General features: G+C 39.0%; 31 protein-coding genes. 30 read left to right on the top strand and 1 reads right to left on the bottom strand.

Going from position 1 to position 25460, the window contains the following annotated elements:
• The first annotated feature begins 45 nt into the window (after positions 1-45).
• The 3 genes from galE (at position 46) to LIQ05_RS01970 (ending at position 4171) form a co-directional block, all read left to right on the top strand.
• On the top strand, positions 46-1062 hold the full coding sequence (gene galE, locus LIQ05_RS01980; protein WP_226818176.1) for a UDP-glucose 4-epimerase GalE: 1017 nt from the start codon (positions 46-48) through the stop codon (positions 1060-1062).
• Positions 1063-1306: 244 nt separating this feature from the next.
• Entirely contained in the window at positions 1307-2677 is a 1371-nt protein-coding gene (locus LIQ05_RS01975) for an MFS transporter (protein ID WP_226818175.1), read from the top strand.
• Between the two features lie 60 nt (positions 2678-2737).
• A complete protein-coding gene (locus tag LIQ05_RS01970; RefSeq protein ID WP_226818173.1) occupies positions 2738-4171 on the top strand; it encodes an alpha-L-fucosidase in 1434 nt (477 codons plus the stop codon).
• A 115-nt stretch (positions 4172-4286) separates the two neighbouring features.
• On the opposite strand, the gene LIQ05_RS01965 is transcribed toward LIQ05_RS01970, so the two are convergent.
• Positions 4287-5177 (bottom strand): helix-turn-helix domain-containing protein, encoded by an 891-nt coding sequence (locus LIQ05_RS01965; protein ID WP_148463279.1) that lies wholly within the window; start codon positions 5175-5177, stop codon positions 4287-4289.
• A 218-nt stretch (positions 5178-5395) separates the two neighbouring features.
• Here LIQ05_RS01965 and LIQ05_RS01960 point away from each other — a divergent pair, with 218 nt between their 5' ends.
• The 27 genes from LIQ05_RS01960 to LIQ05_RS01835 all read left to right on the top strand — a co-directional run bounded on the left by LIQ05_RS01960 (position 5396) and on the right by LIQ05_RS01835 (position 25434).
• A complete protein-coding gene (locus LIQ05_RS01960) occupies positions 5396-8461 on the top strand; it encodes a glycoside hydrolase family 2 TIM barrel-domain containing protein (RefSeq protein WP_226818171.1) in 3066 nt (1021 codons plus the stop codon).
• A gap of 590 nt (positions 8462-9051) precedes the next feature.
• A complete protein-coding gene (locus tag LIQ05_RS01955) occupies positions 9052-9225 on the top strand; it encodes a hypothetical protein (protein ID WP_226818169.1) in 174 nt (57 codons plus the stop codon).
• An 841-nt stretch (positions 9226-10066) separates the two neighbouring features.
• Positions 10067-10240, top strand: a complete 174-nt coding sequence (locus LIQ05_RS01950) for a hypothetical protein (protein WP_226818167.1) — start codon at positions 10067-10069, stop codon at positions 10238-10240.
• On the top strand, positions 10216-10779 hold the full coding sequence (locus LIQ05_RS01945; protein WP_226818165.1) for a hypothetical protein: 564 nt from the start codon (positions 10216-10218) through the stop codon (positions 10777-10779). Before LIQ05_RS01950 ends, LIQ05_RS01945 begins: the two co-directional genes overlap by 25 nt.
• A gap of 112 nt (positions 10780-10891) precedes the next feature.
• Positions 10892-11839, top strand: a complete 948-nt coding sequence (locus LIQ05_RS01940) for a ParM/StbA family protein (RefSeq protein WP_226818163.1) — start codon at positions 10892-10894, stop codon at positions 11837-11839.
• Positions 11836-12183: a hypothetical protein gene (locus tag LIQ05_RS01935; protein WP_226818161.1), complete on the top strand. Its 348-nt coding sequence runs from the start codon at positions 11836-11838 to the stop codon at positions 12181-12183. Before LIQ05_RS01940 ends, LIQ05_RS01935 begins: the two co-directional genes overlap by 4 nt.
• A 20-nt stretch (positions 12184-12203) precedes the next feature.
• On the top strand, positions 12204-12437 hold the full coding sequence (locus tag LIQ05_RS01930; protein ID WP_226818159.1) for a hypothetical protein: 234 nt from the start codon (positions 12204-12206) through the stop codon (positions 12435-12437).
• Positions 12438-12459: 22 nt separating this feature from the next.
• Positions 12460-13167: a sugar phosphate isomerase/epimerase family protein gene (locus tag LIQ05_RS01925; protein WP_226818157.1), complete on the top strand. Its 708-nt coding sequence runs from the start codon at positions 12460-12462 to the stop codon at positions 13165-13167.
• 360 nt (positions 13168-13527) lie between these two features.
• Entirely contained in the window at positions 13528-13989 is a 462-nt protein-coding gene (locus LIQ05_RS01920) for a hypothetical protein (protein ID WP_226818156.1), read from the top strand.
• Positions 13990-14013: 24 nt separating this feature from the next.
• Entirely contained in the window at positions 14014-14298 is a 285-nt protein-coding gene (locus LIQ05_RS01915) for a hypothetical protein (RefSeq protein ID WP_147422319.1), read from the top strand.
• A 138-nt stretch (positions 14299-14436) separates the two neighbouring features.
• Positions 14437-15000 carry an RNA polymerase sigma factor gene (locus tag LIQ05_RS01910; protein WP_118580693.1) on the top strand — a complete coding sequence of 188 codons (564 nt, stop codon included), beginning with the start codon at positions 14437-14439 and terminating at the stop codon, positions 14998-15000.
• Positions 14990-16060 carry a DUF4179 domain-containing protein gene (locus LIQ05_RS01905; protein WP_226818154.1) on the top strand — a complete coding sequence of 357 codons (1071 nt, stop codon included), beginning with the start codon at positions 14990-14992 and terminating at the stop codon, positions 16058-16060. The genes LIQ05_RS01910 and LIQ05_RS01905 overlap by 11 nt, the downstream gene beginning before the upstream one ends.
• A gap of 87 nt (positions 16061-16147) precedes the next feature.
• Positions 16148-16663, top strand: coding sequence for a hypothetical protein (locus LIQ05_RS01900; protein ID WP_226818152.1), 516 nt, complete (start codon positions 16148-16150; stop codon positions 16661-16663).
• A 72-nt stretch (positions 16664-16735) separates the two neighbouring features.
• Positions 16736-16993: a hypothetical protein gene (locus LIQ05_RS01895; protein WP_173718738.1), complete on the top strand. Its 258-nt coding sequence runs from the start codon at positions 16736-16738 to the stop codon at positions 16991-16993.
• Positions 16994-17076: 83 nt separating this feature from the next.
• A complete protein-coding gene (locus tag LIQ05_RS01890; RefSeq protein WP_173718739.1) occupies positions 17077-17337 on the top strand; it encodes a type II toxin-antitoxin system Phd/YefM family antitoxin in 261 nt (86 codons plus the stop codon).
• Positions 17327-17530: a type II toxin-antitoxin system RelE/ParE family toxin gene (locus LIQ05_RS20245; RefSeq protein WP_173718740.1), complete on the top strand. Its 204-nt coding sequence runs from the start codon at positions 17327-17329 to the stop codon at positions 17528-17530. Before LIQ05_RS01890 ends, LIQ05_RS20245 begins: the two co-directional genes overlap by 11 nt.
• A gap of 429 nt (positions 17531-17959) precedes the next feature.
• Positions 17960-18511 (top strand): flavin reductase, encoded by a 552-nt coding sequence (locus LIQ05_RS01880; RefSeq protein ID WP_226818150.1) that lies wholly within the window; start codon positions 17960-17962, stop codon positions 18509-18511.
• Positions 18512-18601: 90 nt separating this feature from the next.
• Positions 18602-19309 (top strand): hypothetical protein, encoded by a 708-nt coding sequence (locus tag LIQ05_RS01875; protein WP_226818148.1) that lies wholly within the window; start codon positions 18602-18604, stop codon positions 19307-19309.
• A gap of 1 nt (position 19310) precedes the next feature.
• The gene (locus LIQ05_RS01870; protein ID WP_118580718.1) at positions 19311-19898 is read left to right on the top strand and encodes an SOS response-associated peptidase; all 588 of its coding nucleotides are present in this window, start codon (positions 19311-19313) and stop codon (positions 19896-19898) included.
• A gap of 314 nt (positions 19899-20212) precedes the next feature.
• Positions 20213-21463, top strand: a complete 1251-nt coding sequence (gene dinB / locus LIQ05_RS01865; protein ID WP_226818147.1) for a DNA polymerase IV — start codon at positions 20213-20215, stop codon at positions 21461-21463.
• A gap of 7 nt (positions 21464-21470) precedes the next feature.
• Positions 21471-21716 carry a hypothetical protein gene (locus LIQ05_RS01860; RefSeq protein WP_178730423.1) on the top strand — a complete coding sequence of 82 codons (246 nt, stop codon included), beginning with the start codon at positions 21471-21473 and terminating at the stop codon, positions 21714-21716.
• A gap of 317 nt (positions 21717-22033) precedes the next feature.
• Positions 22034-22417 (top strand): DUF4313 domain-containing protein, encoded by a 384-nt coding sequence (locus tag LIQ05_RS01855; protein WP_226818145.1) that lies wholly within the window; start codon positions 22034-22036, stop codon positions 22415-22417.
• Between the two features lie 235 nt (positions 22418-22652).
• Positions 22653-22775 carry a hypothetical protein gene (locus LIQ05_RS19625; protein WP_264292699.1) on the top strand — a complete coding sequence of 41 codons (123 nt, stop codon included), beginning with the start codon at positions 22653-22655 and terminating at the stop codon, positions 22773-22775.
• Positions 22765-23172 carry a hypothetical protein gene (locus LIQ05_RS01850; RefSeq protein WP_195380379.1) on the top strand — a complete coding sequence of 136 codons (408 nt, stop codon included), beginning with the start codon at positions 22765-22767 and terminating at the stop codon, positions 23170-23172. The genes LIQ05_RS19625 and LIQ05_RS01850 overlap by 11 nt, the downstream gene beginning before the upstream one ends.
• A gap of 18 nt (positions 23173-23190) precedes the next feature.
• Entirely contained in the window at positions 23191-23886 is a 696-nt protein-coding gene (locus LIQ05_RS01845) for a Cas9 inhibitor AcrIIA9 family protein (RefSeq protein WP_226818143.1), read from the top strand.
• Between the two features lie 4 nt (positions 23887-23890).
• A complete protein-coding gene (locus LIQ05_RS01840) occupies positions 23891-24418 on the top strand; it encodes a DUF7666 domain-containing protein (RefSeq protein ID WP_195380377.1) in 528 nt (175 codons plus the stop codon).
• A gap of 53 nt (positions 24419-24471) precedes the next feature.
• Complete coding sequence (locus LIQ05_RS01835; protein ID WP_195380376.1) at positions 24472-25434, top strand: DUF5688 family protein; 963 nt, start codon at positions 24472-24474, stop codon at positions 25432-25434.
• The last annotated feature ends 26 nt before the right edge of the window (positions 25435-25460 follow it).

Genomic DNA, 25460 nt, shown 5'->3' with positions numbered 1-25460 from the left:
AAATCAGACTATAATAAAAGAAAAAACCGTTCAGGAGGAATCATTATGGCAGTTTTAGTTACAGGTGGTGCTGGTTATATTGGAAGCCACACGGTAGTGGAGCTTCAGAATGCAGGATATGATGTTGTGGTACTGGACAATTTAAGCAATGCAAGTGAAAAAGCACTGGACAGAGTATCAAAAATCACAGGAAAACCAGTGAAGTTTTATAAGGCAGACATTCTGGACAGAGATGCTTTAAATGATATTTTTGATAAGGAAACTATTGAGTCCTGCATCCATTTTGCAGGTTTGAAGGCAGTTGGAGAATCTGTGGTTAAGCCCTGGGAGTATTATGAAAATAACATAGCAGGCACTTTAACTCTGGTTGATGTAATGAGAAAACATAATGTAAAAAATATTATTTTCTCTTCCTCAGCAACTGTATATGGAGATCCGGCACAGATTCCGATTACAGAAGAGTGCCCAAAGGGACAGTGTACGAACCCGTATGGCTGGACAAAATCCATGCTGGAGCAGGTACTTACCGATATCCAGAAAGCAGATCCAGAATGGAATGTTATGCTTCTTCGTTACTTTAATCCAATTGGCGCACATAAGAGTGGAACAATTGGAGAGAACCCAAATGGCATTCCCAATAACCTTATGCCATATATTACACAGGTAGCAGTTGGTAAGCTGAAGGAACTTGGTGTATTTGGAAATGATTATGATACTCCGGATGGAACTGGTGTAAGAGACTATATTCATGTTGTGGATCTGGCAAAGGGGCATGTAAAAGCGCTTAAGAAAATCGAGGAAAATCCTGGGCTTGCGATTTACAATCTGGGAACCGGAAAGGGCTATAGTGTTCTTGATATTGTAAAGAATTTTGAAGCTGCAACTGGTGTGAAAATTCCATATGTGATCAAACCTCGCCGAGCCGGAGATATTGCAACTTGTTATTGTGATGCATCTAAGGCAGAAAAAGAGCTTGGCTGGAAAGCAGAAAACGGTATCCGTGAGATGTGTGAAGATTCCTGGAGATGGCAGTCTAATAATCCGCAGGGATATGAAGAATAGGATGTATATTTAAAATAAGAGAGCTGTAAGATGCAGCCCTCTTATTTTTTTGAATAATTGACCTTATGTTATAAATGAACGCATTTTTTATCATGAAATGTTCTATTTTTTAAAATTCTACAATTTTGTGCATGTTTTGTTAAATGTTGTTTATGTAATTTTGGGAAAGATAAAGATATAATCATATTCGGATTAAGGAAGTACGAAAATAAACCTGAAAAAACAGGAGAAAGAGAAGGAAAACATGGAAGAAAAAAGATATTTGAAATGGTACAACAAAGTCGGATACGGTTCCGGAGATGTGGCTGGAAATGTGGTATATGCATTCCTTTCCACCTTCGTAATGCTCTATCTGACCAATACTGTTGGATTGAACCCGGGTATTGTAGGAACATTGATTGCAGTATCAAAACTGTTTGATGGAGTGACCGATATTTTCTTCGGCTCTATGATTGATAAGACAAAAACAAAAATGGGAAAAGCAAAACCCTGGATGCTGTATGGTTATATCGGCTGTGCAGTTACTTTGATCGGTGTATTTGCAATTCCGGAAAGTCTTGGACAGACAGCGCAGTATGCATGGTTCTTTATTGCATATTCCCTGTTAAATGCAGTGTTCTATACAGCAAATAACATTGCATATTCAGCTCTTACAGCTCTGATTACCAAAAACAGCAAAGAACGTGTAGAAATGGGATCTTACCGTTTTATCTTTGCATTTTCTACCAGTCTTTTGATCCAGTCTGTTACTATCAAGTTTGTTGAGATTATGGGAGGGGGAGCTGCTGGATGGAGAATTGTAGCAATCATTTATGCCATCATTGGACTTATTATAAATACAGTTTCTGCATTATCTGTAAAAGAGCTTCCAGAAGAAGTCTTAAACGAAGATGCATCAAGCGCAGTAGATGAAAAATATAGCCTTATTGAAGCTGCAAAACTGTTATTTTCCAACAGATTTTATATTATGATCTGCGTAACCTACATTCTGCAGCAGATTTATTCCGCAATGCTCAGTATGGGTATTTATTACATGATGTATGTATTGAAAAACGAGGATCTGTTCCCGGTATTTTCCTGGGCAATCAATATCCCGTTAATCATTGCACTGGTTATTACACCATCTTTAGTAGCAAAATGGAAAGGGTTATATAAGCTGAATCTGGTTGGATATGCCATTGGAACCATTGGACGTGCCCTTGTAGTAGTTGCTGCTTATATAGGAAGCGTACCGCTTATGATTGCCTTTACAGCCGTTGCTGCATTTGGTATGGGACCATGGCAGGGTGATATGAATGCGGTGATTGCTAACTGTTCAGAGTATACTTATCTGACAAAGCATAAACGTGTAGACGGAACCATGTATTCCTGTACTTCCCTTGGTGTGAAACTTGGAGGAGGACTTGGAACTGCGATTACAGGCTGGCTTCTGGAATTCAGCCACTTTAACAGTTCACTTGCTGTACAGCCGGATTCCTGCCTTAGCATGCTTCATACTATGTATCTGTGGATTCCAGTTGTGATTTGTGTAATCATTACTTTTATTATGTCACAGATGAATGTAGAAAAGGCAAATGAAGAATTAAAGAACAGTAAAATGCTGGAAACAAAATAAGCATTAAGATAACGAAATATAGCAATGGGATGTAACAATAAAAATGTCTAGAGGATGATTATGAACTATAGCGACTTAAAAGAAGACAAAAGATTAATTGAAGCAGTACCGACCGCAAGACAGATTGCATATGAAAGCATGGAATTTTTCTGTTTCATTCATTTTACAGTAAATACCTTTACCGGAAGAGAATGGGGCGATGGAACAGAGCCGGAATCTATTTTTAATCCGACAGAGCTGGATGCAAAACAGTGGGCGAAAACAGCCGCAGAGGGCGGTATGAAGGGACTGATTCTTACCTGCAAACATCACGACGGATTCTGCCTGTGGCCATCAAAATACACCGAACACAGTATCAAAAACTCTCCATATAAAAATGGAAAGGGTGATATTGTAAGAGAAACAATGGAGGCTTGCAGAGAATATGGCCTGAAGTTTGGTGTTTATCTTTCTCCTTGGGACAGAAACAATGAATCCTATGGAAAAGGAAAAGAGTATGATGACTATTATGTGAATCAGCTTACAGAGCTTCTGACAGAGTATGGTGATATTTTTGTAGTATGGTTGGACGGTGCCTGTGGGGAAGGCGCAAACGGAAAGGTACAGAAATATGACTGGCAAAGATACTACCAGGTAGTTCGCAAGCTGCAGCCAAATGCTGTGATCTCTATTTCTGGTCCTGATATCCGCTGGTGTGGAAATGAAGCTGGTGAGGTACGCCCAAGTGAATGGAGCGTGGTAGCAGCAGATATGAAAGATCCGGCTCTGACCGCAGAGTTAAGCCAGCAGGAGGATAATGAAGAGTTCCGTGAAAGACCATTGGATGAAACACAGTCTGATCTGGGAAGCAGGGAACGTCTTGCAAAGGAAGAACGACTTGCCTGGTATCCGGCTGAGACAGATGTCTCCATCAGACCGGGCTGGTTCTATCACGAAGAAGAGGATGATAAGGTACGTTCTTTTGAGAATCTGAAGGATATTTACTTAAAATCAGTTGGTGGAAATACTACACTTCTGTTAAACATCCCTCCGATGAAAAACGGAAAGATCCATCCAACGGATATTCAGAACCTGAAGCAGTTAGGTGACTTTATCAAAGAAAGCTTTTTCAATAATTTAGTGGAAGAAGCTGGTATTACAACCATTCCACCACTTGACTGCCGGGAGATGTCCCCAGAAGTTCTTAGAACCGATGATTATGAGACTTATTTCCTGAATGAGGCTGGAACCAATAAACTGGTTATCAAGATCAAATGGATTGAAAGAAAAAAACTACATTATCTTGTTCTGAAAGAAGCAATTCCGCTTAGCCAGAGAGTTGAGGCATTTAATGTCTGCTATGAAGAAAACGGCAGCATAAAAAAATGCTATGAAGGAACAACTATCGGATATAAGAGAATCGTCGATTTGAAGGGAATCCATACAGATAGTCTGGCAATCGTAATTGAAGATTCCAGAGTTGCACCTGCGATGGCATTTGTGGGAGTATATTAAAATAGAAGAATAAGAAGTACATATGACTAGGGGAGAGCGTATGTAGAATATTAGTAATAAAAATAAATCAATTAAAAGCCCAGGCAGTTTTTGAACCTGGGCTTTCGTATACAGATCATTTCTTTTCTGGTTCAGTCATCTGATTCTCTTCATTTTGCCGCAGTTGTTTCCGAAACTGTGACGGCGAAGCGCCAAACTGTTTCCGGAAAAAGCGGCTGAAATATAATGGATTTTCATATCCAACCAGATTGGAAATTTCTGTAACATTGTAGTTTGTGGTTTCCAACAGAGATTTCGCATTTGAAAGACGCAGGTTCTGTATGTACTGGGCGGGTGTTGTATTCGTATATTGTTTGAAGTTCTGGATAAACCAGCTAACACTAATATTTTTCGAAGCTGCATATTTTTCAATATTAATCTGTTTATTGTAATGCATTCGGAAATAATCAACTGCCTGCGCCATGTCATCCATGATCATCGGATTCTTCTTGTGAGGTTTTACAAGAATCTGGCGGTGAAGAAGGATTAAAAGCTGCATAAAGTAATACACAAGAAGCTCTTCATAGTCTTCTTTCCGCAGCTGCAGTTCTTCAATCATGTTCATGTACAGATGCTTGTATTCCATGGAGACTCCGGAATAAATCACATGAACGCCATCTGCAATGCCGTATTTGCGGAGGATATTTTTGACGTTATTCCCAGTAAAATGAACCCAGTACACTTCCGGATGGTCGGCACCATAATAGTAGTAGCGCTGTTCTTCTTTTGGACGGTACAAAACCATGTTTCCAGCAGAAACAATTTCCTCTTTTCCATCAAAATAGAAATGTGCTTTTCCAGAAGCAACGTAAAGAAGCTGGTAATCAAGCCGACCTCGCGGCCGGTGCGTTGGCAGCTTCTTTATTGTGTACAGACGGTAAGTACCGCAGCTCCCTATAAAAATAGGATGTTTTTTATCTTTAAAATCCAAGCGTGTCTGGTGCCAGTAAGCGGAGTTTGTGTACAATATAAATTACCTCCTTGTAAATATGCACGATTTTTATCGGAACAGATTGTACATATTTCAAAATTAATAAAAAAGTGTATATTTTTGTGTCTTTACTTGTTAAATTATATCATTTTGTGCATGTTTTGTCGAACAGAGTTTATGTAATTTTTTTTAAAAACAGGTATAATCATATCAGATGTTAAAACAGAAAAATATATAATATTGGAGGAGCAAATATGATCGTACCAAAACACTACGAAAATCTGAATGTGTTACATGAAAACACCATGCCCCATCGAGCATACTACATGCCTGCATCAAAGGATATGGGATCTCTTGTACATGACAGAGAGAAATCTGACCGTATGGAGCTTTTAAATGGAAACTGGAAATTCCAGTTTTATAAGAGCATTTATGATCTTCAGGAAAAATTTTACGAAGCAGGTTATGACACTAAGGGCTTCGACGAAATTCCAGTTCCGGGAATCTGGCAGAACTATGGCTATGACAGCCATCAGTATACCAATGTCCGTTACCCAATTCCGCTTGATCCGCCATATGTACCACAGGAGAATCCTTGCGGAGCGTACGTACACCAGTTTGAATATAAGAAAGATTCCAAAGCACCAAAAGCATACTTGAATTTTGAGGGTGTAGATTCCTGCTTCTATGTATGGATCAATGGTGTCTATGTAGGCTACAGCCAGGTGGCTCATGCAACCAGTGAATTTGACGTGACCGATCATCTGAAAGAAGGAACAAACACTTTAGCGGTACTTGTCCTGAAATGGTGTGATGGAACTTATTTAGAAGACCAGGACAAATTCCGTATGACAGGAATTTTCCGTGATGTATATCTGTTAAAGCGACCAGAAAGTGTACTGTATGATTATTTTACCACTACATCTATAGGGGAAAATGGTGTAGAAATTGAAATTCGTGCGAATTTTCTTGGGGAGAGCAATGCAGCAGAAAATACTAAAATTGTAATCCGGAATCATGAGGCAAATACGGTGGCTACAGGTACATTTAAGAAATGTGACGATGAAAATTTTGCTTACAAAGCGGTATTAGATATCACAAACCCTGTACTCTGGAATCCGGAACAGCCATATCTGTATCAGGTGCTTTTCATTTCCGAGAATGAGGTGATCATAGACCGTATCGGTATCCGTGAAATCCACTGTGAGGGAAGCGTAATCTATATTAATGATGTAAAAGCAAAATTTAAAGGTGTAAACCGTCATGACTCCGATCCGATAACCGGTTCCGCAGTAAATATGGAGCAGATAAAAAAAGATCTGATCATGATGAAACAGCACAACTTTAATGCAGTCCGAAGCAGCCATTACCCGAATTCTCCTTATTTCTATCAGCTTTGTGATGAGTATGGCTTATTTGTGATCGCAGAAGCTGATAATGAGAGCCATGGAACCCAGACACAGTACTTGAAAAATTCAGAGTGGGAAAATGTAGTTGAGCAGTGGAATAAAAGAATTGCAAATAACCCGGATTTCATTCCGGCAACCATGGATCGTACCAGACTTTGTGTGGAAAGAGAAAAAAACCGCCCATGTATTGTAATGTGGTCTATGGGTAATGAATGTGGATATGGATGTACCTTTGAGGAATCCTTAAAATGGACCAAGGAATTTGACCCAACCCGTCTTACGACTTATGAGAGTGCATTCTATCAGAGTACAGACCGTGAGTATGACTATTCCAATATTGATGTAGTTGGAAGAATGTACCCAGCTTTTTCTGAGATTGATGAATACATGGAAAAGAATCCGGATAAGCCTCTACTTCTGGTAGAATATTGCCACGCCATGGGAAATGGACCTGGAGACCTGGAGGATTACTTTGAACTGATCCAGAAGTACGACAGTCTTTGTGGAGGTTTCGTATGGGAGTGGTGTGATCATGCTATTTACAAAGGCCAGGCTGAAAATGGCAAGGGAATCTATTATTATGGAGGAGATCATGGCGAAGAAATTCACGATGGAAACTTCTGTATGGATGGACTGGTTTATCCTGACAGAACACCACATACTGGGTTAAAAGAATACAAAAATATATATAGACCGGTAAGGGTTCTTTACTATGATCAGGAAACTGGAGATATGGTTCTTCATAACTATATGAATTATGTTGATCTTAAAGATTATATTTATCTTATATATGAGGTGAGCGTTGACGGAGAAGTTGACTGTGTAGGACAAATTGAATTAGATGAAAGTATACCAGCTCATGAAGAAAAAACAATCAAACTTCCTGTTTCAATACCAGATAGTGGAAAATGTTACCTAAAAGTATCTTATTGTTTGAAAAATAATACTCAGATTTTACATTCGGATGAGTCTCTTGGATTTGATGAAATCCTTTTAAAGAACATAGATGGAAGAAATCAGAAAGCCATTGAACTTCTTGCTGAAATGAATACTGATAATATTTTTACTGTGGAAGAGTGTGACAGATACTTTACAATTCATGTAGGGCAGGAAAATACTTATCGCTTCAACCGACTGACAGGATTATTTGAAAGCATTACTGTAAAGGGAAAAGAACTTCTGACTCGTCCTATGGAATTAAATATCTGGAGAGCACCAACTGACAACGACCGGAAAATCAAATTAGAATGGATGAATGCTCATTATGACCAGAGCTATGCAAGAGCATATGAAACTTCCTGCATTACCAAAAATGGGAAACTACACATCTTAGGAACGTTAAGTGTTTCTGCACCTACCGTACAAAAAATTCTTGATGTGAAGTCAGAATGGATTATTACTTCGGATGGCGCAATCCAGGTAAAAATGGATGTAAAGAGGGATTTGGAATTTCCAATGCTTCCGAGATTTGGAATCCGTTTATTCCTTAACAGAGATTTTGACAACGTAGAATATTACGGAATAGGACCTGAGGAAAGTTACGTAGATAAGAGAAGAGCCGGCAGTCATGGAAAATATGATGCTAATGTACTTGAAATGCATGAAGATTACCTGCGTCCACAGGAAAATGGAAGTCATACCGACTGTGACTACCTTATCTTAAAAGGAAAGGAAAATACTTTTGCAGCAGCAGGAGAAAGGACATTTTCCTTTAACGTATCACCATATACTCAAGAGGAACTGACGGCAAAAAGACATAGCTATGAATTACAGCCTTGTGGAAGTACGGTCGTGTGCCTGGATTATGTCCAAAACGGAATTGGTTCTAACAGTTGCGGGCCTGAGTTGTCAGAACGGTATCGTCTTGATGCAGAACAGTTCAATTTTGAAATTAAAATGATAATTAAATAATACAGAATAAAGAAGCTGCCAGCTTAAACGGAGCAGGCTATGGCAGCCATTTCCCAGAAGGAAATCCGAATGACTATTACTGTATTTGCTTCTCTGCCAATCTTCGCACTGTATCCATTCATGCAGAAGTATTGTAAGCGCTTAGATCTTGGGTAGCTTTACTGTCTGCGTTTTTAAACTCATAATGATAGTAAATAGATTTTTACTACACTCCGCTTGATAGGAGATAGAAATTTACTACATTTGGAGGTTTCATTATAAGTAAGAAACCTGGCTCAATAACCAGTCAGAACATGGGGGAATACCTGCGGCTAAAAAAGAAAACAAAGCACTTATTATCGAAAGTCCAAGAGGGCTGCTTTCTGTAAAGGAAGTTTGTGAATATACAGGACTTTCTGAAAAAAACAGTAAGATCTTCGTTGATGCATGGAAATGGATTAATGGTTAAAATTGGGCGAAGGACGCTTATCCATAAAAAAGCGTTTGAAAAATGGCTGACTGCACAAACCGGAAGAATATAAAAATATAATCTTGAAACTCGTTTTTGGGCATGTTATTATAATGCCGTGCTGTGTTTTCTTAGGAGAAACATGGGAAAAGGATTAAATGGAAAAGAACTAGGAAAAGGAATTCGCCAGCGAAAAGATGGAAGGTATGAAACCAGGATATATAATCCGGGGACCCAAAAATATGTGTCTCTTTATGATACAAACCTTCAAAGACTGAAAAAAACAAGAGATGATGCATTATTATACGCATATTGAAGATGATTTTATGAAGAAAGAATATACGAAATTTACGAAAATATATACGGAAGAAAGAGGAAATTAAATTGCCAACAAAGGAAATTACTCAAAACATCAATCAGAAAACAAATAGGGGTAATATAGGGGTAGAAAACGCTTCCGTAAAGCCGGAGATCCGCATAAACAGCGGGTCTCTGGTTAATACTACCAAGTTATCACCGATGATGAAGGGGTATTATTTATAAAATCTGAGTATCATTAAAGTGTAGAGTTTTCAGTACTTTGGAGATTAGTAGGAGATTTCTAAGATGGTACAGAATGGTATGGAATAGTATGGAATTATCTCAAAAAGGGTGTCAACGTGGGTGGCAAAAAACAACCTAGAAAAATTTTTTTAAGACCAGATTTCAAGTACTATCTGGTTGTAAGAACATAAGACCAGACTGATTTTAATGTTCTTATTTTGAAAAAATTGAAGGTAAAAAAGGTGATTGACAAGAATAAATGCGCCTGTTACACTTCGTGTAACAGGGATAATCATTAAAGTTTGTGGCGAAGTGTTATGGAAAATCACTTCGTTTTTTTTTATACAAAATTAGTTGTACAAATTATGCGAACTCTAAAAAATTTGTATTATAATTTGATCACATCTGTATAAAACGAATGCAAAGCATGTATATACTTTTTTATTGCACTGATGTATTGAATCCATTTCTTATTAGTTTCTTTTCAAAATCGAAAAAATCTTAAAAAAATCGCAATTTTTTTCCATCTTTTTACACATTTCAATATTTTTTTCCATTATTTATTATAGGAGAGTATAGTACCACTCCATAATTTAGAAACGGAGGAATCAAAGATGTGGTATTTTTGGCTCTTTTTCTTGGTCTTGCTGGCAGTGGCTATTGTACTCATGTATTGCTGCCTTGTTAGAGCCGGAAAAATGGACGACGAGATGGAGGAGACATTTAGAAAACTAAGTGAAAAAAGAAAGGATGAGACAGAGCTGTGGCAAGGGGAAGATCAGGAGTGATTTCGAAGGAGTATAAGGGGGAAGAAAATACTGCCTATCATGACGTAATAAAACTATTTAAAATTTACCGGGCGGTAAACTGGCAGATGCAAATAAAAATCAATCAGGTTAAACGGCGTTTCCATATGGAGTATGGTACAGATGTAGATGAATTTTTAGATAGTATTTATCAAGCTGGAATGGATGTGGAAAGAGATTTGGCATCAGAGAAGGAACGTGTTGAGGCAATCAACCGATCCAATCAGTATTTGCGTTTAATTGATGAAGCCGTAGATCTTATGCGAAGGTATCATCCGCAGGGCGAGCGATATTATTGGGTACTCTATTATAGTTATTTATCATCGACGAAACCAGAGAACATTGATGAAATTCTGGATAAGCTGGAACCACATTTTCCACAATATGCCAGGATTCATAGAACCACATATTTTCGGTGGCGTGAACAGGCTTTTGGGGCTGTAGGAAGCATATTATGGGGCTATGAGGGAGAAAGTGAACGTGTACTGAAGCTGGTTTGCGAAGATTACGAAGAAAAATAATTATTTCCAAAATCCTATTGACACAGATTTTCCAAAATCTCTATAGTGAAATTGCAAGGACGCAAAAAAGGCGTATAGCAATACTATATTTGGATTTTGAAAGGAGAAATATATGATTATTTCAGTGGATACCGGTAATAAACACATGAAAACAGAGAACTGTGAGTTCAATTCTGGAGTGGAAATTTTGGATACACTGCCAGGAGAGTTGGAAGAGGTGATTGAGTACGAAGGAAAATATTATATGACAACGAATAGAAGAATCTCGTATATGGAAGATAAGACCGCAGATGATCGGTATTATATTCTGACATTATTTGCCATTGCAAAAGAATTATCTTACCGCGAAAAAAATGAAGGTCTGCTTCCGCAAAATCTGCAGGAGATTGAGCTTCTGATAGGACTGCCGCCTGCGCATTATGGGAAACAGCGAAAAAAATTCAGGGAGTATTTTTATCGGAATGGGGCAGTAGTTGAATTTTGCTATAAAGGCATTTCATACCGAATTGTTTTCAAAGAAGTAAAAGTTTATATACAGGCATATGCCGCATATTGTCTTCTTGCTGTGAAGAAACAGTTATCGGTAATACCAAAAATTTTATTAATCGATATTGGTGGCTTTACCGTAGATTATATGGTTTTAAGATTTGGACAGCTGGAAATGGAGTATGTCGATTCATTAGAAAATGGTGTCATTCGGTTATATAACAGTATTAAAGCTGCGATAAGACAAAAATACAGTATTCTCTTGGATGAAGAGGATATTGACAATATTATATTGGAAAGAGGTGGTTGCTATAAACCAGAGTTAAAAGAACGTGTACGTGAGGTTGCTATCGGATATGTGACAGAATTACTTGGAAAGTTTCGTGAGCTTGGAATTGATTTCAATACGACACAGACAGTATTTCTTGGAGGAGGTTCTATTTTATTGGCAGATTTCATCCAAATTGTATGGAAACGGTTCGGTGTAGAATACAATATTATCAATGATACAAAAGCAAATGCAAAAGGGTATCGCTTACAGTATCTGGTTGAGAAAAAGGAGGAACAGAAATGAGTAAGAAAAATGAGTACCGTTTCAATCTCCGTTTTGATGAAACCGATGAAGATCATCGGAAAGTCTGCCAGTTTTTGAATGATTACTGTGGTAGCAGGAAAAAAGCCAGATATATTGTTAAAGCAGTACTGGCCTATTGGACAATCGAAAATAAATCAATTGAACAGATAGCCCAAAAGCCGGTTTTTTCTGATCAGCCAAAGGAACAAACAGTTCCTTTGGCACCAGAAGATAAGAATGTGGAGGATCATTTTGTAAGTATAGATGGAGAGTATGAAGCGAATGATGCGGAGGTTTCTTTAATGCTGAAGAATTATAAGCTGTTTGATAATTCTGAGGAATAGACAGGGAGGTGCAAAAAGTGATGGAACTTAAAATATTGGGGAGCATTTGTTTTCTGGAGGCAGTAGGGACTGTCGGAAACATTATGGGATATCATTTGGGAGCAGGAATCTGCCTGGCAGGAACAAGTTTGCTGACAGTATATACAGTTTATCTTGGAATGGAAAAAACACATAAGAAAATCTGTCCGGAATGTGAGTGTGAAATTCGGAAGTCGTATAGAATCTGTCCGGAATGTGGAAATGATATATATTAGCCATTTAGTTTTAGATGTTGACATGAAGGCATTGGTAAAAGAGTATGGAACTGGAATCGAGAGCATTGATTTTTCCATTTCCGAGAATCTGGACCGGCTATCGGATTCCATAAAATTGTACAGGGAGAAAATGAGAGATATAGGAACCAGGAGGCTGATCCTCCATGGCCCGTTTCTGGATGTGAACCCCTGCGCATACGACAGTCTGGTGCGGGAAGCTACCATGACAAGATTCAACCAGTGCTATGAGGCAGGGCTTCGCCTTGGCGCAAAAAAGATTGTTTTTCATTCTGGAATGAACCCTTATGTTTATTACAAAGAATACTGGGCGGAGCAGGTTGCCAAATTCTGGCAGGAATTTATGAAAAACAAAACAGAACTTGAAGTCGTGCTGGAAAATGTATTTGATGATGATTGGCGGCTTCTTTTGGATGTTTATGAGAGGGTGAACCAGCCAAACTTCAAGCTGTGCCTGGACATCGGACACGCGCACTGTTATTCTTCTTTGGATGTCAGGGAGTGGGCGAAAAATCTGGCTCCCTATGTAAGTCATGTCCACATCCACGACAACTGCGGAGACCGGGATTCCCACATCGGGCTTGGAAGCGGAAACCTTCCCTGGGAGGAAGTGCTTGGCTATCTGCCGGAAACAAAAGAACGTACATGGACCATTGAGTGCATGCAAAAAGAAGATATAAAAAGATGCCTTGACAGCCTGGCTGAAAAATAAGTTGTGGAACAGCACTATTGATAAATTGCTTTATATCGTCAGGAGAATATGGAAATTATGATGAGATGAGGGATAAGCCCCCGATAGTATGGATCTTTGGAACTATGCTGCCGGGGGGCTTTTGATTTACGGCTACTTATAAAACGCCAAGACACAGATTATAAACGGATCCTGTTTGTGTGCCAAATTAGGGCTGGAGGTTTTGAGAATAAAATAAATTATTTTTAGCAAGGATGCAACGGATACCGAAATTTTACGTGATATATAGTGAAAAAGGAATAACGAAACTTTGAAGGGAGGGCTCTAAAAATTTTTATTTACAACTTATAGGGAAAAATTTAAGAAAACGAGGTAAAAAGGATGAGTGGATTAAAAAAGTGGATGGCAATTATTATGACAAGTGTTACAATTATGGGAAATATGGCAGGGCAGGGTATCTCTGTAATGGGTGCGGAAAATGAAGCGCAGGAAGTAATTTCCAGTGGAAACATTTATGTAACAGAAACTGGTGCTAAGGAAAGAATTGTCAGAATAAATGAAGATGGATCTTTTGTAACAGAACCAATTGAAGCGATTTCTTCCTATGCGACAAATGCGCCATGTGAACATCCGGCGAGATATTTAGAAGCTGTTGGTAAAAAGACAGATTTTCGAACAGTTGGAACAGCTGGAATCTGTTACAAAGAACGGCTGATTATCTCAAACAAATGTAATAAATGCCATCGTAGGGGGATAAAAACTTACACTCCATGGACATATTGCAGTAAACATAGTTATCCGTTTTTGAAGAAGACCTGTAGTATTTGTGGATATAAAAAATAATCACGGTTAAGAGAAAGGAGCAGCATGATGAAACGAAAAAAGTTTTGGATTGGAGCGGCAGCGTGTATGCTGATTGGAACAGCTTCAGTGGCTGCCAGTTCTGGAGTTGAATTACATGAATTTTTCAATGCAAATGGAGAGAGGGTAATGTACCCGCTGGCCACATTTGACGAAGATCCGGATTTAAGCACCAGCGGACCACAGGATCAGGTATCAGTGGGGCAGATTATTGAAACAGAAGACGGAAAAGAAATAGTTACTGCGGTAGATGGTCAGGGAGCTTATATGACAGAAGTAATTGACCAGTAAATGGAAATGCAGAAAAGGAATTAGGAACGAAATATATTTCATTTCCTTTTCTGCAAAAAAAATAAAAAAATTACATTTTTCATGCGACCAATTAAAATAAAATACGTGATATAAGGTGAAAAAGGAGGATAGCTTAGGATGGATGATGCACAGATCATTAATTTGTATTTTGCCAGAGATGAAAATGCAATTGTAGAGACCAAAAATAAATATCAAAATATGTGTTATATAGTTGCACACAATATTTTATACAGCAGGGAGGATTCTGAAGAGTGTGTAAATGATACATGGCTTTTTACCTGGAACAGCATTCCTCCAAGAAGACCATCTATTTTGTCTTCCTTTGTTTCAAAAATAACAAGAAATACAGCAATCGACCGTTATCGGAAAAGAAATGCGCAGAAACGGGTGGATTCACATATGGAAGATATTGCTGGGGAAGTGGAAAAAATTGGAAGTGCAATTTCTTCTGATATTGAAATTTATTTAAAAAAGAAAGAACTTGTAAAATTATTTGACCACTTTTTATCAACGCTTTCGGAACGTGACCGGGATATTTTTATTAGACGCTACTGGTATATGGATCCTGTAAAAGCGATAGCAGACCGACATGCCTGTGGGGAAAGTAAGATCAAGTCAGTTTTGGCTCGTAGCAGGAAAAAACTTTATGGTTTATTAAAGGAGGCTGGCTATGAGGGATAATAAAGGATGGGATTTTTTAACGGCATTTGAGGATATAGATGAGAAATACATTTATCAGGCGGCGAAACCGTGGAAAGAAAATAAAATCGTAAGAGTCAAGCGCTACATACGGGTTGCAGCAGCCTGTATCATATTAGTGGCTGCTATTGGTGGTGGACTTACACATCAGAATGAGGTAAAAGCAGCCTGGTATAAAATGACTTCTCTTATTGGCCGGATTTTGGGAATTGAGAAGGAAACAGATGAATATGTGAAAACAATTCAAAAGACAATCGAAAAAAATGGGATTGCGGTTTCGTTAGAGGAAGTCGCTGCGGATGCAAAAAGCCTTTGGATTGCATATTCCCTGACGGATGAAAAAGGCGAAAATGATATTTCCATGAGCAGCATTCAGGTCGCAGTTGATGGCGAGTCATTAGCGTTAGAAAATCAATATTCGCTTGATAACAGTAGCGGATCAGAAAAAGTGACTTCCAAATACTTTGCAGCGAAATTTAATCGAAGTAGAGCTGATCATTCCCAGAAATTTGAAATTCAAATAGGAACCTTCCAAAATCAAAATGAGCAGGTTGAAGAAAGGGATGTATATAGTTTTTCATTTACAGCAGATCCAGAAGCACTGCAGGCAGACACAAAAGAAATTGACATTCAAGTGTCTATCCCAATTGAGAAGGATCAGACGTTTTTGATTTCAGAAATGAAATATAATATTTTCGGATGTACCATTTCTGGATCATATTCCGATATGACGGAGGACGACGAATTCTGGCTTCGCGGGAAGGACGATTTGGGAAATGAATATGTTTTTAATCTCACTTCCTATGATAAACCGAATCTAATTTTTGAATTACAAGATTGGAGAATTTTGGATCATGCAAAACAGTTAACGCTGCAGCTCTATCACTATTCAGGAACTACAGGAAAAACGGTTTCCTATGAGCAGAAGGAATCGGAAGATGCTTACATAGAAGAAATAGGAACAGTATATGATGAAGACCAGGCACCGGAAGACCTGGCGGTTCCAGTTGGAGATGGTATTACTGTTGATTTACAAAATTAAATCGGAAATGTAGTGGGAATGGGAAGGAGGGGAGAAAAGAATCCATTTCTCGATTTAAAAATAGGATAATTACAAAGGAGGCTCTTTATGAGAAAAATGAAAAGTTTGTTGTGTGTATTATTAACCATGATTATTTCCCTTGGTAGTATGGTGACGGTAAAGGCAGATACTGAAATCAAGCCATATGAAAATAAGGAAAATGCCGTTTTACTGAAAAGGGAATACATTGATCTTGATGAAGATACGGTGATTGAAATTGAGTCTTATGAAGAAAAAATTCCGTCTCTCGCAAGAGCTGGATGGAAAACCACATCAGCTACAAAGACTTACCGGGTAAAAGATAAAAATACGAATACGGTGTTTGTAAAATATATTTTGAAGGCTACTTTTAGATATAATGGAAAAAAGGCAGAGTGCACAAATGCAACTCCTGACTGCAAGATTCTTGTACCTAATGTTTATAAGGTGATTACAAAAGATGCTTCAAAAGCAGGTGATGTTGCGCTTGGATATTTTTATTGCCAGCACATAAAAACAGGAAAAGGTGCTGGAGGAACATTTTCAATTAAGTGTGCCGCAAACGGATCAGTCACTATTAGTTGACGCAGGAGAAAATAAATTTTGTTTCGCTGTTATATAAAAATATAATGAAACATGTAACGGAGAGAAAGATGGTTGTCGTTAGCCATCTTTTTTTCTTTTATGATAAGAATGCTTTATGCAACTTCGGAAAAACACGAAGGCTACATTGCAATTACCACGCCGGATTCCAAATATCCATTAAAAAGTATTTTAACATTTATCCGTGAAGTGGTTGAAACAGATGAGAAACTGAAATGTGATAAATACTGCCATCTTGGAGTAATGCTGGTGAATAAGAGAGAATTTGGAGATGACAGATATGGGTATGGAATGATTTGTGAGAATCCGTAAACTTGTATGATATATTTTTCTATCAGCAATTGTTGCAATGTCATAATTATGGTATGATAATCCTATCAAAGGAGGCGCCTTATATGCCACAGATTATTCCGATTAAAGACTTGAAAAACACAGCAGAGATATCCGAACTTTGCCATAGAAGTGAGGAACCAGTTTATATAACCAAGAATGGATATGGCGATATGGTGATTATGAGTATTGAAAATTATGAAAGAGCCATGAAGAAGCTAAGAATGTATCAGGCGCTGGAAACTTCCGAAAGGCAGATTAAAGAGGAAAGCGTAAAAGATGCCAGAGAATCGCTTAGCGCAATGAGGGGGAAATATGGTTTATAAACTAATTGTTACAGAGCGTGCGGAAGAACAATTAGATGAATGCCTATATTATCTTGTATATCGGCTGGGGAATAATATAGCGGCAGAACATTTGCTGACATGTATAGAAAAAGCATATGATCGCCTGGAAGAGAACCCATATCAATTTCCAGAATGTCGGGACGCATATCTAAAATCCTTAAAATACAGGTAAGTTATTCTTACGGATATGTCCTACTTGATGATTGTCAAAGTAGTTGATTTGGAGGTATATATTATTGGGATATTTCTTCAACTGGAGGATTACCGGAATAAATTATCATAAAGAAAACATGTTTCGTGAAAAAAACTGATTCGTATTGGAATATATAGCAAATTTTGGGAAGTGTTGAAGAGATAGCACTTCCCTTTTTGGTGGAACATCAGAGTAAGCGCGTTATGAATTTTTTCCAGAAACATGTAAACCGGATGGAATTGATGGAAAACTTATGAAGGCAACTACTCTGGTTTATATGGCGGTGAAAGAAGTAATATGATTCCGTCCGAAAAATTGCAAGAAAGTCTTGCGCCATTATTGGTAGATTGATATTCTAATAGTAAGAGAAACAAATTTTCATAAAATAGACAGAACCGGAGGGCTGTTATGCAGGATTATAAAAGGAAAGAATACAAGGTATTTGAATTATTTGATAAGAAATGGGCGCTTGTGACAGCTGGGAATATACAGCATTATAACTGTTGTACGGTAAGCTGGGGAAGCCTTGGGAATATCTGGGGGACAGCTGGGAACAGTAGGTCTACGGTAACCGTATATGTTCACCCTGCCCGTTACACAAGTGAGGTATTAAAAGAAAGTGATATTTTTACTGTCAGTTTTTATCCGGAAACCAGCCGTAAGGCATTGGGATATCTTGGATCACACTCCGGACGGGATGAAAATAAAATAGAAGCAGTAGGTTTTACACCTGTAAAAATGGGACAGGGTGTCACGTTTGAGGAAGCAGAGTGTACATTTCTTTGCAAGAAGCTGTATCAGCACCAGTTCTCAAGGGAAGATTTAGCCCCGGAAATCCAGGAATATTATGCGGCAAAACCAGAAGTCTATCCGGATTTTAAGGGTGGATGGCAGCCGCATTATGTATTTGTGGGTGAAATCATAGATGTAAGGAAAAAAGAAGAAAATCATGTTGAATAATGAGACATTTATGAAGTTGCCATTTTTTATATAAGGAAATGGGAAAACGGTTACTAAAAGACGATAGGTACAGGTTGAGAGGGAGAAAAGATGCTAAAGAAAATATTAATGCCAGTAACTGCTGCCATGTTGCTTTTGGTTTCACCAGTGACACTTTATGCTGCCGATAATACATCTGTTGGTGAAGTGCCAGCGAAATTTAACTTAGAAAGAGATTCCATCTTAGAGAAACCTAAGATGGATGGAATACAGCTTACCAGTGAGGATCTAAAAGGGCATTGGCTGGCAGCAGAGGTAGAAGATTTTAATGCGGCAGATTTTGATTCGAATGGGGACTGCCATATTACGATCTTCCAGAATGGAAAAAACAACGATCTTTGCATTCATCCAGATGGATCTTATGAATCAGAAGAAATAGAGGATGAAAAAATTGATCAGTTTCAAGTCCTGAAATCAAATGATTTTATTTTTTACTATAGTTTGGTTGACGATTCTTATGGTGGATTTCTGTTTATGAATGGGGAACAGTCGGACCGGGCGTATGTGATTGAGGCGGAATCAGATTTGTATTTGTCTGAAGACAAATTTATATTGATTGAGAATCAGAAGGCCTACGATTATGAACTGATCGAGAATACCATTCTCTGCCTGGATGAGAATGAAATTATGGGACTGGAAGTAATTGCCTATTCACCAGATCTGGTTGTGTGTAGAGATATTCAAACGAAAACAAGTGGAGTTGGGGAAATGAGTGATCTTATAGTATTTGTTCGGGAAAACGCTCTGGAGGCAGAATAAAATGTGCGGCAGGTATTATATGGATGAGGAAACTTATTTGGATATCCAGAAAATTGTATCTGAAGTAGAGGTATCTTTTGGGCGAGAACTGATAACTGGCGACATTCATCCCACAGAAGCTGCACCTGTAATTGTAAGCCCCGCTCATAAAAAACTACAGTTGTGTAAAAAAGCCTGGGGGTATCCTGAATGGCAGAATAAAGGCGTCATTTTTAATGCCCGGGTGGAATCGGTGACAGAAAAAAGAATGTTTCAAAATGGAATCCATTATCACCGGACCGTGATTCCTGCTGCCGGATTTTATGAATGGAGTAGGTTAAAAGAAAAAAATACATTTTACCGGAAGGATAGAACCCCTCTTTATTTGGCTGGATTTTATGATCGGTTTGGTAAGGAAGATCGGTTTGTGATTTTGACCACTGCAGCGAATGCTTCCATGAGCCCTGTTCACGATCGGATGCCCCTGATTCTGGAAAAAGACCAGATTATCCCCTGGCTATGGGATGAAAAATGTGCAAAAGAAATTCTATCCCAGACACCGGCTCTGCTGGAACGGTATGTCCCCTATGAACAGCAGAGGTTATTTTAAATAAGAAAATACGATTTTAAAAGTGGCTGCTATGCGATAAAACCAGGATAATCAAAGTTCTTGAGGGTTTGCCCCTCACGAAGAGAGACCCTCAACAAGTTTGATTATCCTAAAACCAACCTGGCATAGTAGCCTTTTTCTATGTATTCGTAACGATCGGAGCGAAAAAAGAAATTAACAGGTGTTGTTTAATAGGTTTTGTCCCGATATTCGGGGCTAAAGGGATTTTGGAGAAGATTACCACTTTACATTCTGCCTTGGAGTAGATATAATAAACAAAAAAGAACAAACGTTCGAGAAAAGAGGCGGGAAGTGTGGAACGTACCATCTTACACAGTGACGCAAATTGTTTTTATGCCAGCGTGGAAATGTTATACCACCCGGAGTATGCCGGGCATCCCCTTGCAGTAGGCGGGGATCCGGAAGCAAGGCATGGGATTATCTTGACAGCCAATTATACAGCAAAGAAAAAAGGGGTGAAGACCGGAATGGCGCTCTGGCAGGCAAAAATGGCATACCCGGATCTTATTATTGTACCGCCACGGATGGATCTGTATCTGAAGTTTTCTTCTATGCTAAGGGAAATCTATGGAGAGTACACGGATCTGGTCGAACCGTATGGATGTGATGAAGCCTGGTTAGACGTTACAGACAGTGCGATTTTAAAAGGGGATGGAAGAAAAATAGCAGAGGAAATCAGCTGGCGGGTGAAAAAGGAACTGGGAATTACAGTTAGCATCGGTATTTCCTGGAATAAGATCTTCGCAAAGCTGGGAAGTGATTATAAAAAGCCTGATGGGATTACAGCGTTTTCAAAGGGAAATTATAAAGAATTGCTCTGGAGACTTCCGGCTGCGGATCTTTTGTATGTCGGACGTTCTACCAGGAAGACTCTGGATCGTTATGGAATTAAAACAATTGGTGAGCTTGCTTTGTCGGATCCTGAGTTTTTAGAGCGTTTATTTGGAAAAATGGGCCTGGTTCTTTATTCTTTTGCAAATGGATGGGATGACTCTCCGGTATCGTCCCAAGGGTATGAGGCGCCTGTGAAGTCTATTGGCAATAGTACGACTACGCCAAGAGACTTAGTAAACAACCTGGATGTGCAGATTGTATTGATGGCGTTATCAGAAAGTGTTGCAGCAAGGCTAAGGAAACATGGTTTTAAATGCAAGGTGGTGTCCATTACAATCCGGGACAGCGGGCTGTTTTCATTTTCCAGGCAAAAAAAGCTGGAGTGCCCTACGGATATTACAAATGAAATTATGGCTGCTGCCAACGCGCTTTTTATAGAACATTATAACTGGCAACATCCGATCAGAAGCCTTGGTATCCGCGCGGAAAAACTGGTACTGGCGGATATACCAGTACAGCTTGATTTGTTTATAAGCGAGGAACAACGGGAAAAGCAGGAAAAAATGGACCAGGCTGTAGATGAGATTCGCAGAAGGTTTGGGTATTTCAGTATCCAAAAAGCGTTTGTGTACCAGGACAAAGCTCTGGCAAGCTTGGATGCACAAAGTTCCCACACGGTTCATCCGGTAGGCTATTTTAATGGGAGGTGATTGGTAAATGGAAAATGCAAAAGTATATGTAGAGGTTCTGGTGAGTTTTGATAAGGACGGAACTATGAGTCCAGTGGAATTTATCTGGGAAGATGGAGAAAAATATCATGTGGACCGTATCCTTGCAAGGGAACGCTGTGCAAGCCGAAAAGCAGGCGGAACCGGGATCCGTTATACGGTAATGGTGAATGGGAAAGAGAGCCACTTATATTACGAATTTGATAAATGGTTTATGGAGAGACGCTGTTCCTAATAGATTGACTGAAAACAGGATAACACACAATATATGGAAATATAACGTTGACACACACTATATATTGTGCTATCCTATAATCGAATTATCGTTTATGCATAGCACCCTATGTAGAAGAATTTAGTCCTGGCAAAATACCGGGAGCAATCATTTGAGACAATAGATCTGAGAAATATAGGAAGACATCAAAAACCTGGAATGGATTTTTGGTGTCTTTTTTTGTTGTCAAAAATTTCAGAATCTAGGCAAAGGGAGCAAATACGAAAGAAAGGAGAAGAGGGATAGTTCAAAAAATAAAAGATTATCGGAGGATGAACGTGGAACAGAAAATTTTGCAATATGAAAGCGAGTTTGGCAAGGAAGAAATCATGCTGCAAGTGCGTCCCTATGGGTCTGGAAGCAGACTTTATATTGGAATGGCAAAGCCGGGCGAGGAAGAGGCGTCATATGGTGATTTAACGGTAAATTTACCATATGAATCAATAGAGGTGAATGAAGCATTCATTTCAGACGCTTCTTGTAAGCATAAACTTCAGTTTATCCGCAAGTATAAGCTGGGAAAAGTCCTGCAAAGAGTGGGGCGTTCCGGATATTGTGCTTACCGCCTGGTTCAGTTTGATTTGAAAAAACTGGCAGAATACGATCCGGAAGGCATGGAGAAGTTTCTTGCTGAGCATGAAAAAAAGGGAGGACAAGCATAAATGGAAAATGCCGGAAACCGAAAAATGTTAGAACTATAAAGAAGGTGATGGCATAAGAAATGAAGAGTATGCAGGCTATTATTGCCTGGTACTGGCAATCGTGTGTGGGCTGAACGCGGCGGAGGCCTGGAAAATCTATCAGTATGGACCAGACCATCCACTAAGCAAAAAGATACTGAAGCGCAAAATCAGGGATTCCTCCCTGAAAAGGATGAAGAAAAAAGAGCAGGAGAAAATGATGAAAAAGCTGTTTCTGGAAGGCTACAGTAAAAACGCAATTGCAGATGCGTTTGAATGCTTACCGGAAACTGTAACAGCGAGAATCAAAAGAGCAGAGGAGGACATGAATGGAACGTAGAAATATAAATACAGTTGGAACGATATTTAATGACTTTTTAGGTTTGTACACAGGAGAAAGACCAGTTGGGATCCGTGAGCTGATCCAAAAATATGACAAACATCCGGTCCTGATGGGATTGTTGTCCAATGTGGATTCTATTATCTACGTGGATGTCAAAAAGGCCATGTATGAGATTTATCCGCTTTATAAGAAATATAGACATTGTGCGTTGGACGATGAAGCATGGAAAGCCATTGTGGAGAGTGCGGAGGCGCTTGAAAAGAAGTGGAATGGAAACCTTTGGGTACGCCGGGTAATCCTAAATCTGGTAAATGAGCTGGATAAGGAATCTAAGGAACTGCAAAGAGCGGCAGCTGGCGGAAATGCAGAAAATCACGCCTCCAAAGCTGCATAATGACGGGAGGAGTTTTATATGCTGGAAAAATTAGCCAAAAGCATAGAGGAAATAAATGTCCTGGCGGAACATTACCGAACCTGTCATAATGTAGCGGCAATTGAAAGTCTTGCAAAAGAACATTCCATATCCAAAGAGGACATGGATGCTTTTATAGCGGGAAAAAGGAATTTTCTGCTGAAGGTTTTGTTAACCCGGCAATCTGCGTCTGCAACCGAAAAGCTGACAGAAGAAATGCTTCTTTTGCAGGATCCTGGGTATGCGACTGTGATTGGCACGTATCTTTTAGACCTTGCTAGAAAAGATCCTGTTATGAAAGAGGTGATCCTCCAGCACCATAAGACGTTGCGGCGCTGTATCGAATATGTCCATGAAAAGGCATATGAGACGGCACTTAAAAAGGCAAAGAAAGAGGGAAAAGCTGGTGTGGGGCAAAATACTGGTATTGCGATTGGCTCTACAGAGGTATTTGCCTGGGTAATAGACTATTACCTGTTGGATGACCGTAAGGATATGGAGAAAAAAGCGCAGGAAGAAAAGGATACAATAAAGAAAGCCTGGAAGAAAGCGGAATCTATCAGGGCATTGTCAACAAAATCAAATGATTCAGATACAAAGAAAGATGTTTCGGAAGAGGCGCTGGTGGCAGCAAAGCCAGTAGCGAAAAAGAAAGAGGAACCGGAGCAGCTTTCTTTATTTAATTTAGGGGCATGAGAAAATGATTGCGTATAAAGGCTTTGGAAAAAATCTGGTGTGTCTGGGTTACCAATTTAAACGATATGGGATCAATGAGACAACGGAGGCAAATTGCAGACAGAATGGATTCCATTGTGCGGAAAATCCGCTGGATTGTCTTGTTCACTATCCGAATTGGAGAAACTCCAGGTATTTTGTAGTGAAAGCATTTGGAGATCTGGATGAAGATGACCGGGATACCAAAATCTCGTGCACAAAGATGGAACTGAAGGAGGAACTGGATTTTTCAATGCTTTTACTACGGGGAGCTGCGTATATGGCAATACATCCGGACCGCCCATGGTGCAGCCTGGTTTGCAAAGAAACAGGTGTGGGCAATAATGGATTCGTAATTGTACGCGGCAAACAACCAAAAGCAAAAGGAAGGAAAAATGATCTTCTTATTCTTGTCCAGGAAGAGCCTGACAGCAATGAGATTATATATGTAAACCAGCTCTGTGTGGATGGCATAAGATATAAGGAAAATGAATGGTACGGAATTGCAGATTGAAAATTGGATGCTGGATCAGCGGTCATAGAGAAGCCGCAGAAAGGATTATTACGATGAAGTTAGGATATTTGGAATTTGTTGAGGTATTAAGAAAACAGCTTTTAAATGCTTTGCATTTACAGGAACAGCAAATATTTTTTAAAAAGAAAGCCATAGATAATAAGGATCGCTTATTTGTGGAGGCATTTGAAAATTCAAGTGGAAAACAACTGTGCGGTATTGACGTGAAAGATTTATATGAGCGTTGTATGGAAGGGAGTTCGATGGAGTCAATTTCATATTCTGTACAAGATGAAATCGAGAAACTGAAAACGGTTGGCATGTTAGAGGGCGAGATGACTCCAGACAGTTACCAAAAAATCAGAAAATACCTTTTTGTAAAACCGCTAAACAAGAAAGCGCATTCGCTTGAGTTGGAAGATGCAGTGCATAAGGATGTTGGAGATATCGCTTGTGTCGTGTATATGATGCTTAGTAATACGAACGAGTATTTTTGCGTGAAGATAAAAAATCAGCATTTGAAGCAATGGAAAATGACAAAAGAGGCTGTTATGGAAGAGGCGTTAAAAAATACCTGCCAGATGACACCCCCTTTCATTTATACAAATGGTAAGAACAAGTCGGGAGGATCCTTTATGGACAATGGAGCATTTTGCTTATCGAAAAGTGATAAAGTTATGGGGGTTCAGCTCTGCACCAATGCAAAAGAAAATGGAGCGGTTTCCGTATTTTTCCCTGGTGTCCTTCAAAGACTGGCACAGCTTATGGAAAGTGATTTGTACATTTTATTTACAAGCAGAAACGAAAGTTCAATTTACAGTGTAAATGAGAGTAATTTAGAAGATATTAAGGATGAACTCCATATAATGGAAACCGACTATGATAATGGTATTTGGTATGAAGATTCATTGTCAGAAGAACTCTACTACTATAGCAGAATCGAAGATAAGCTTTCTGTATATATGGAAAAAGTAAAGGTTAACTTTACTACGGTTAATTTAAAGGAAGCGCACTGATTATTAGAAAGGTAGATAAGGCTGTG

The sequence above is a fragment of the Blautia glucerasea genome (assembly GCF_020537505.1).
Lineage (GTDB): Bacteria > Bacillota > Clostridia > Lachnospirales > Lachnospiraceae > Blautia_A.
Note: the sequence above shows the minus strand (reverse complement) of the source record. Positions and strands in the feature narration are given on the sequence as shown.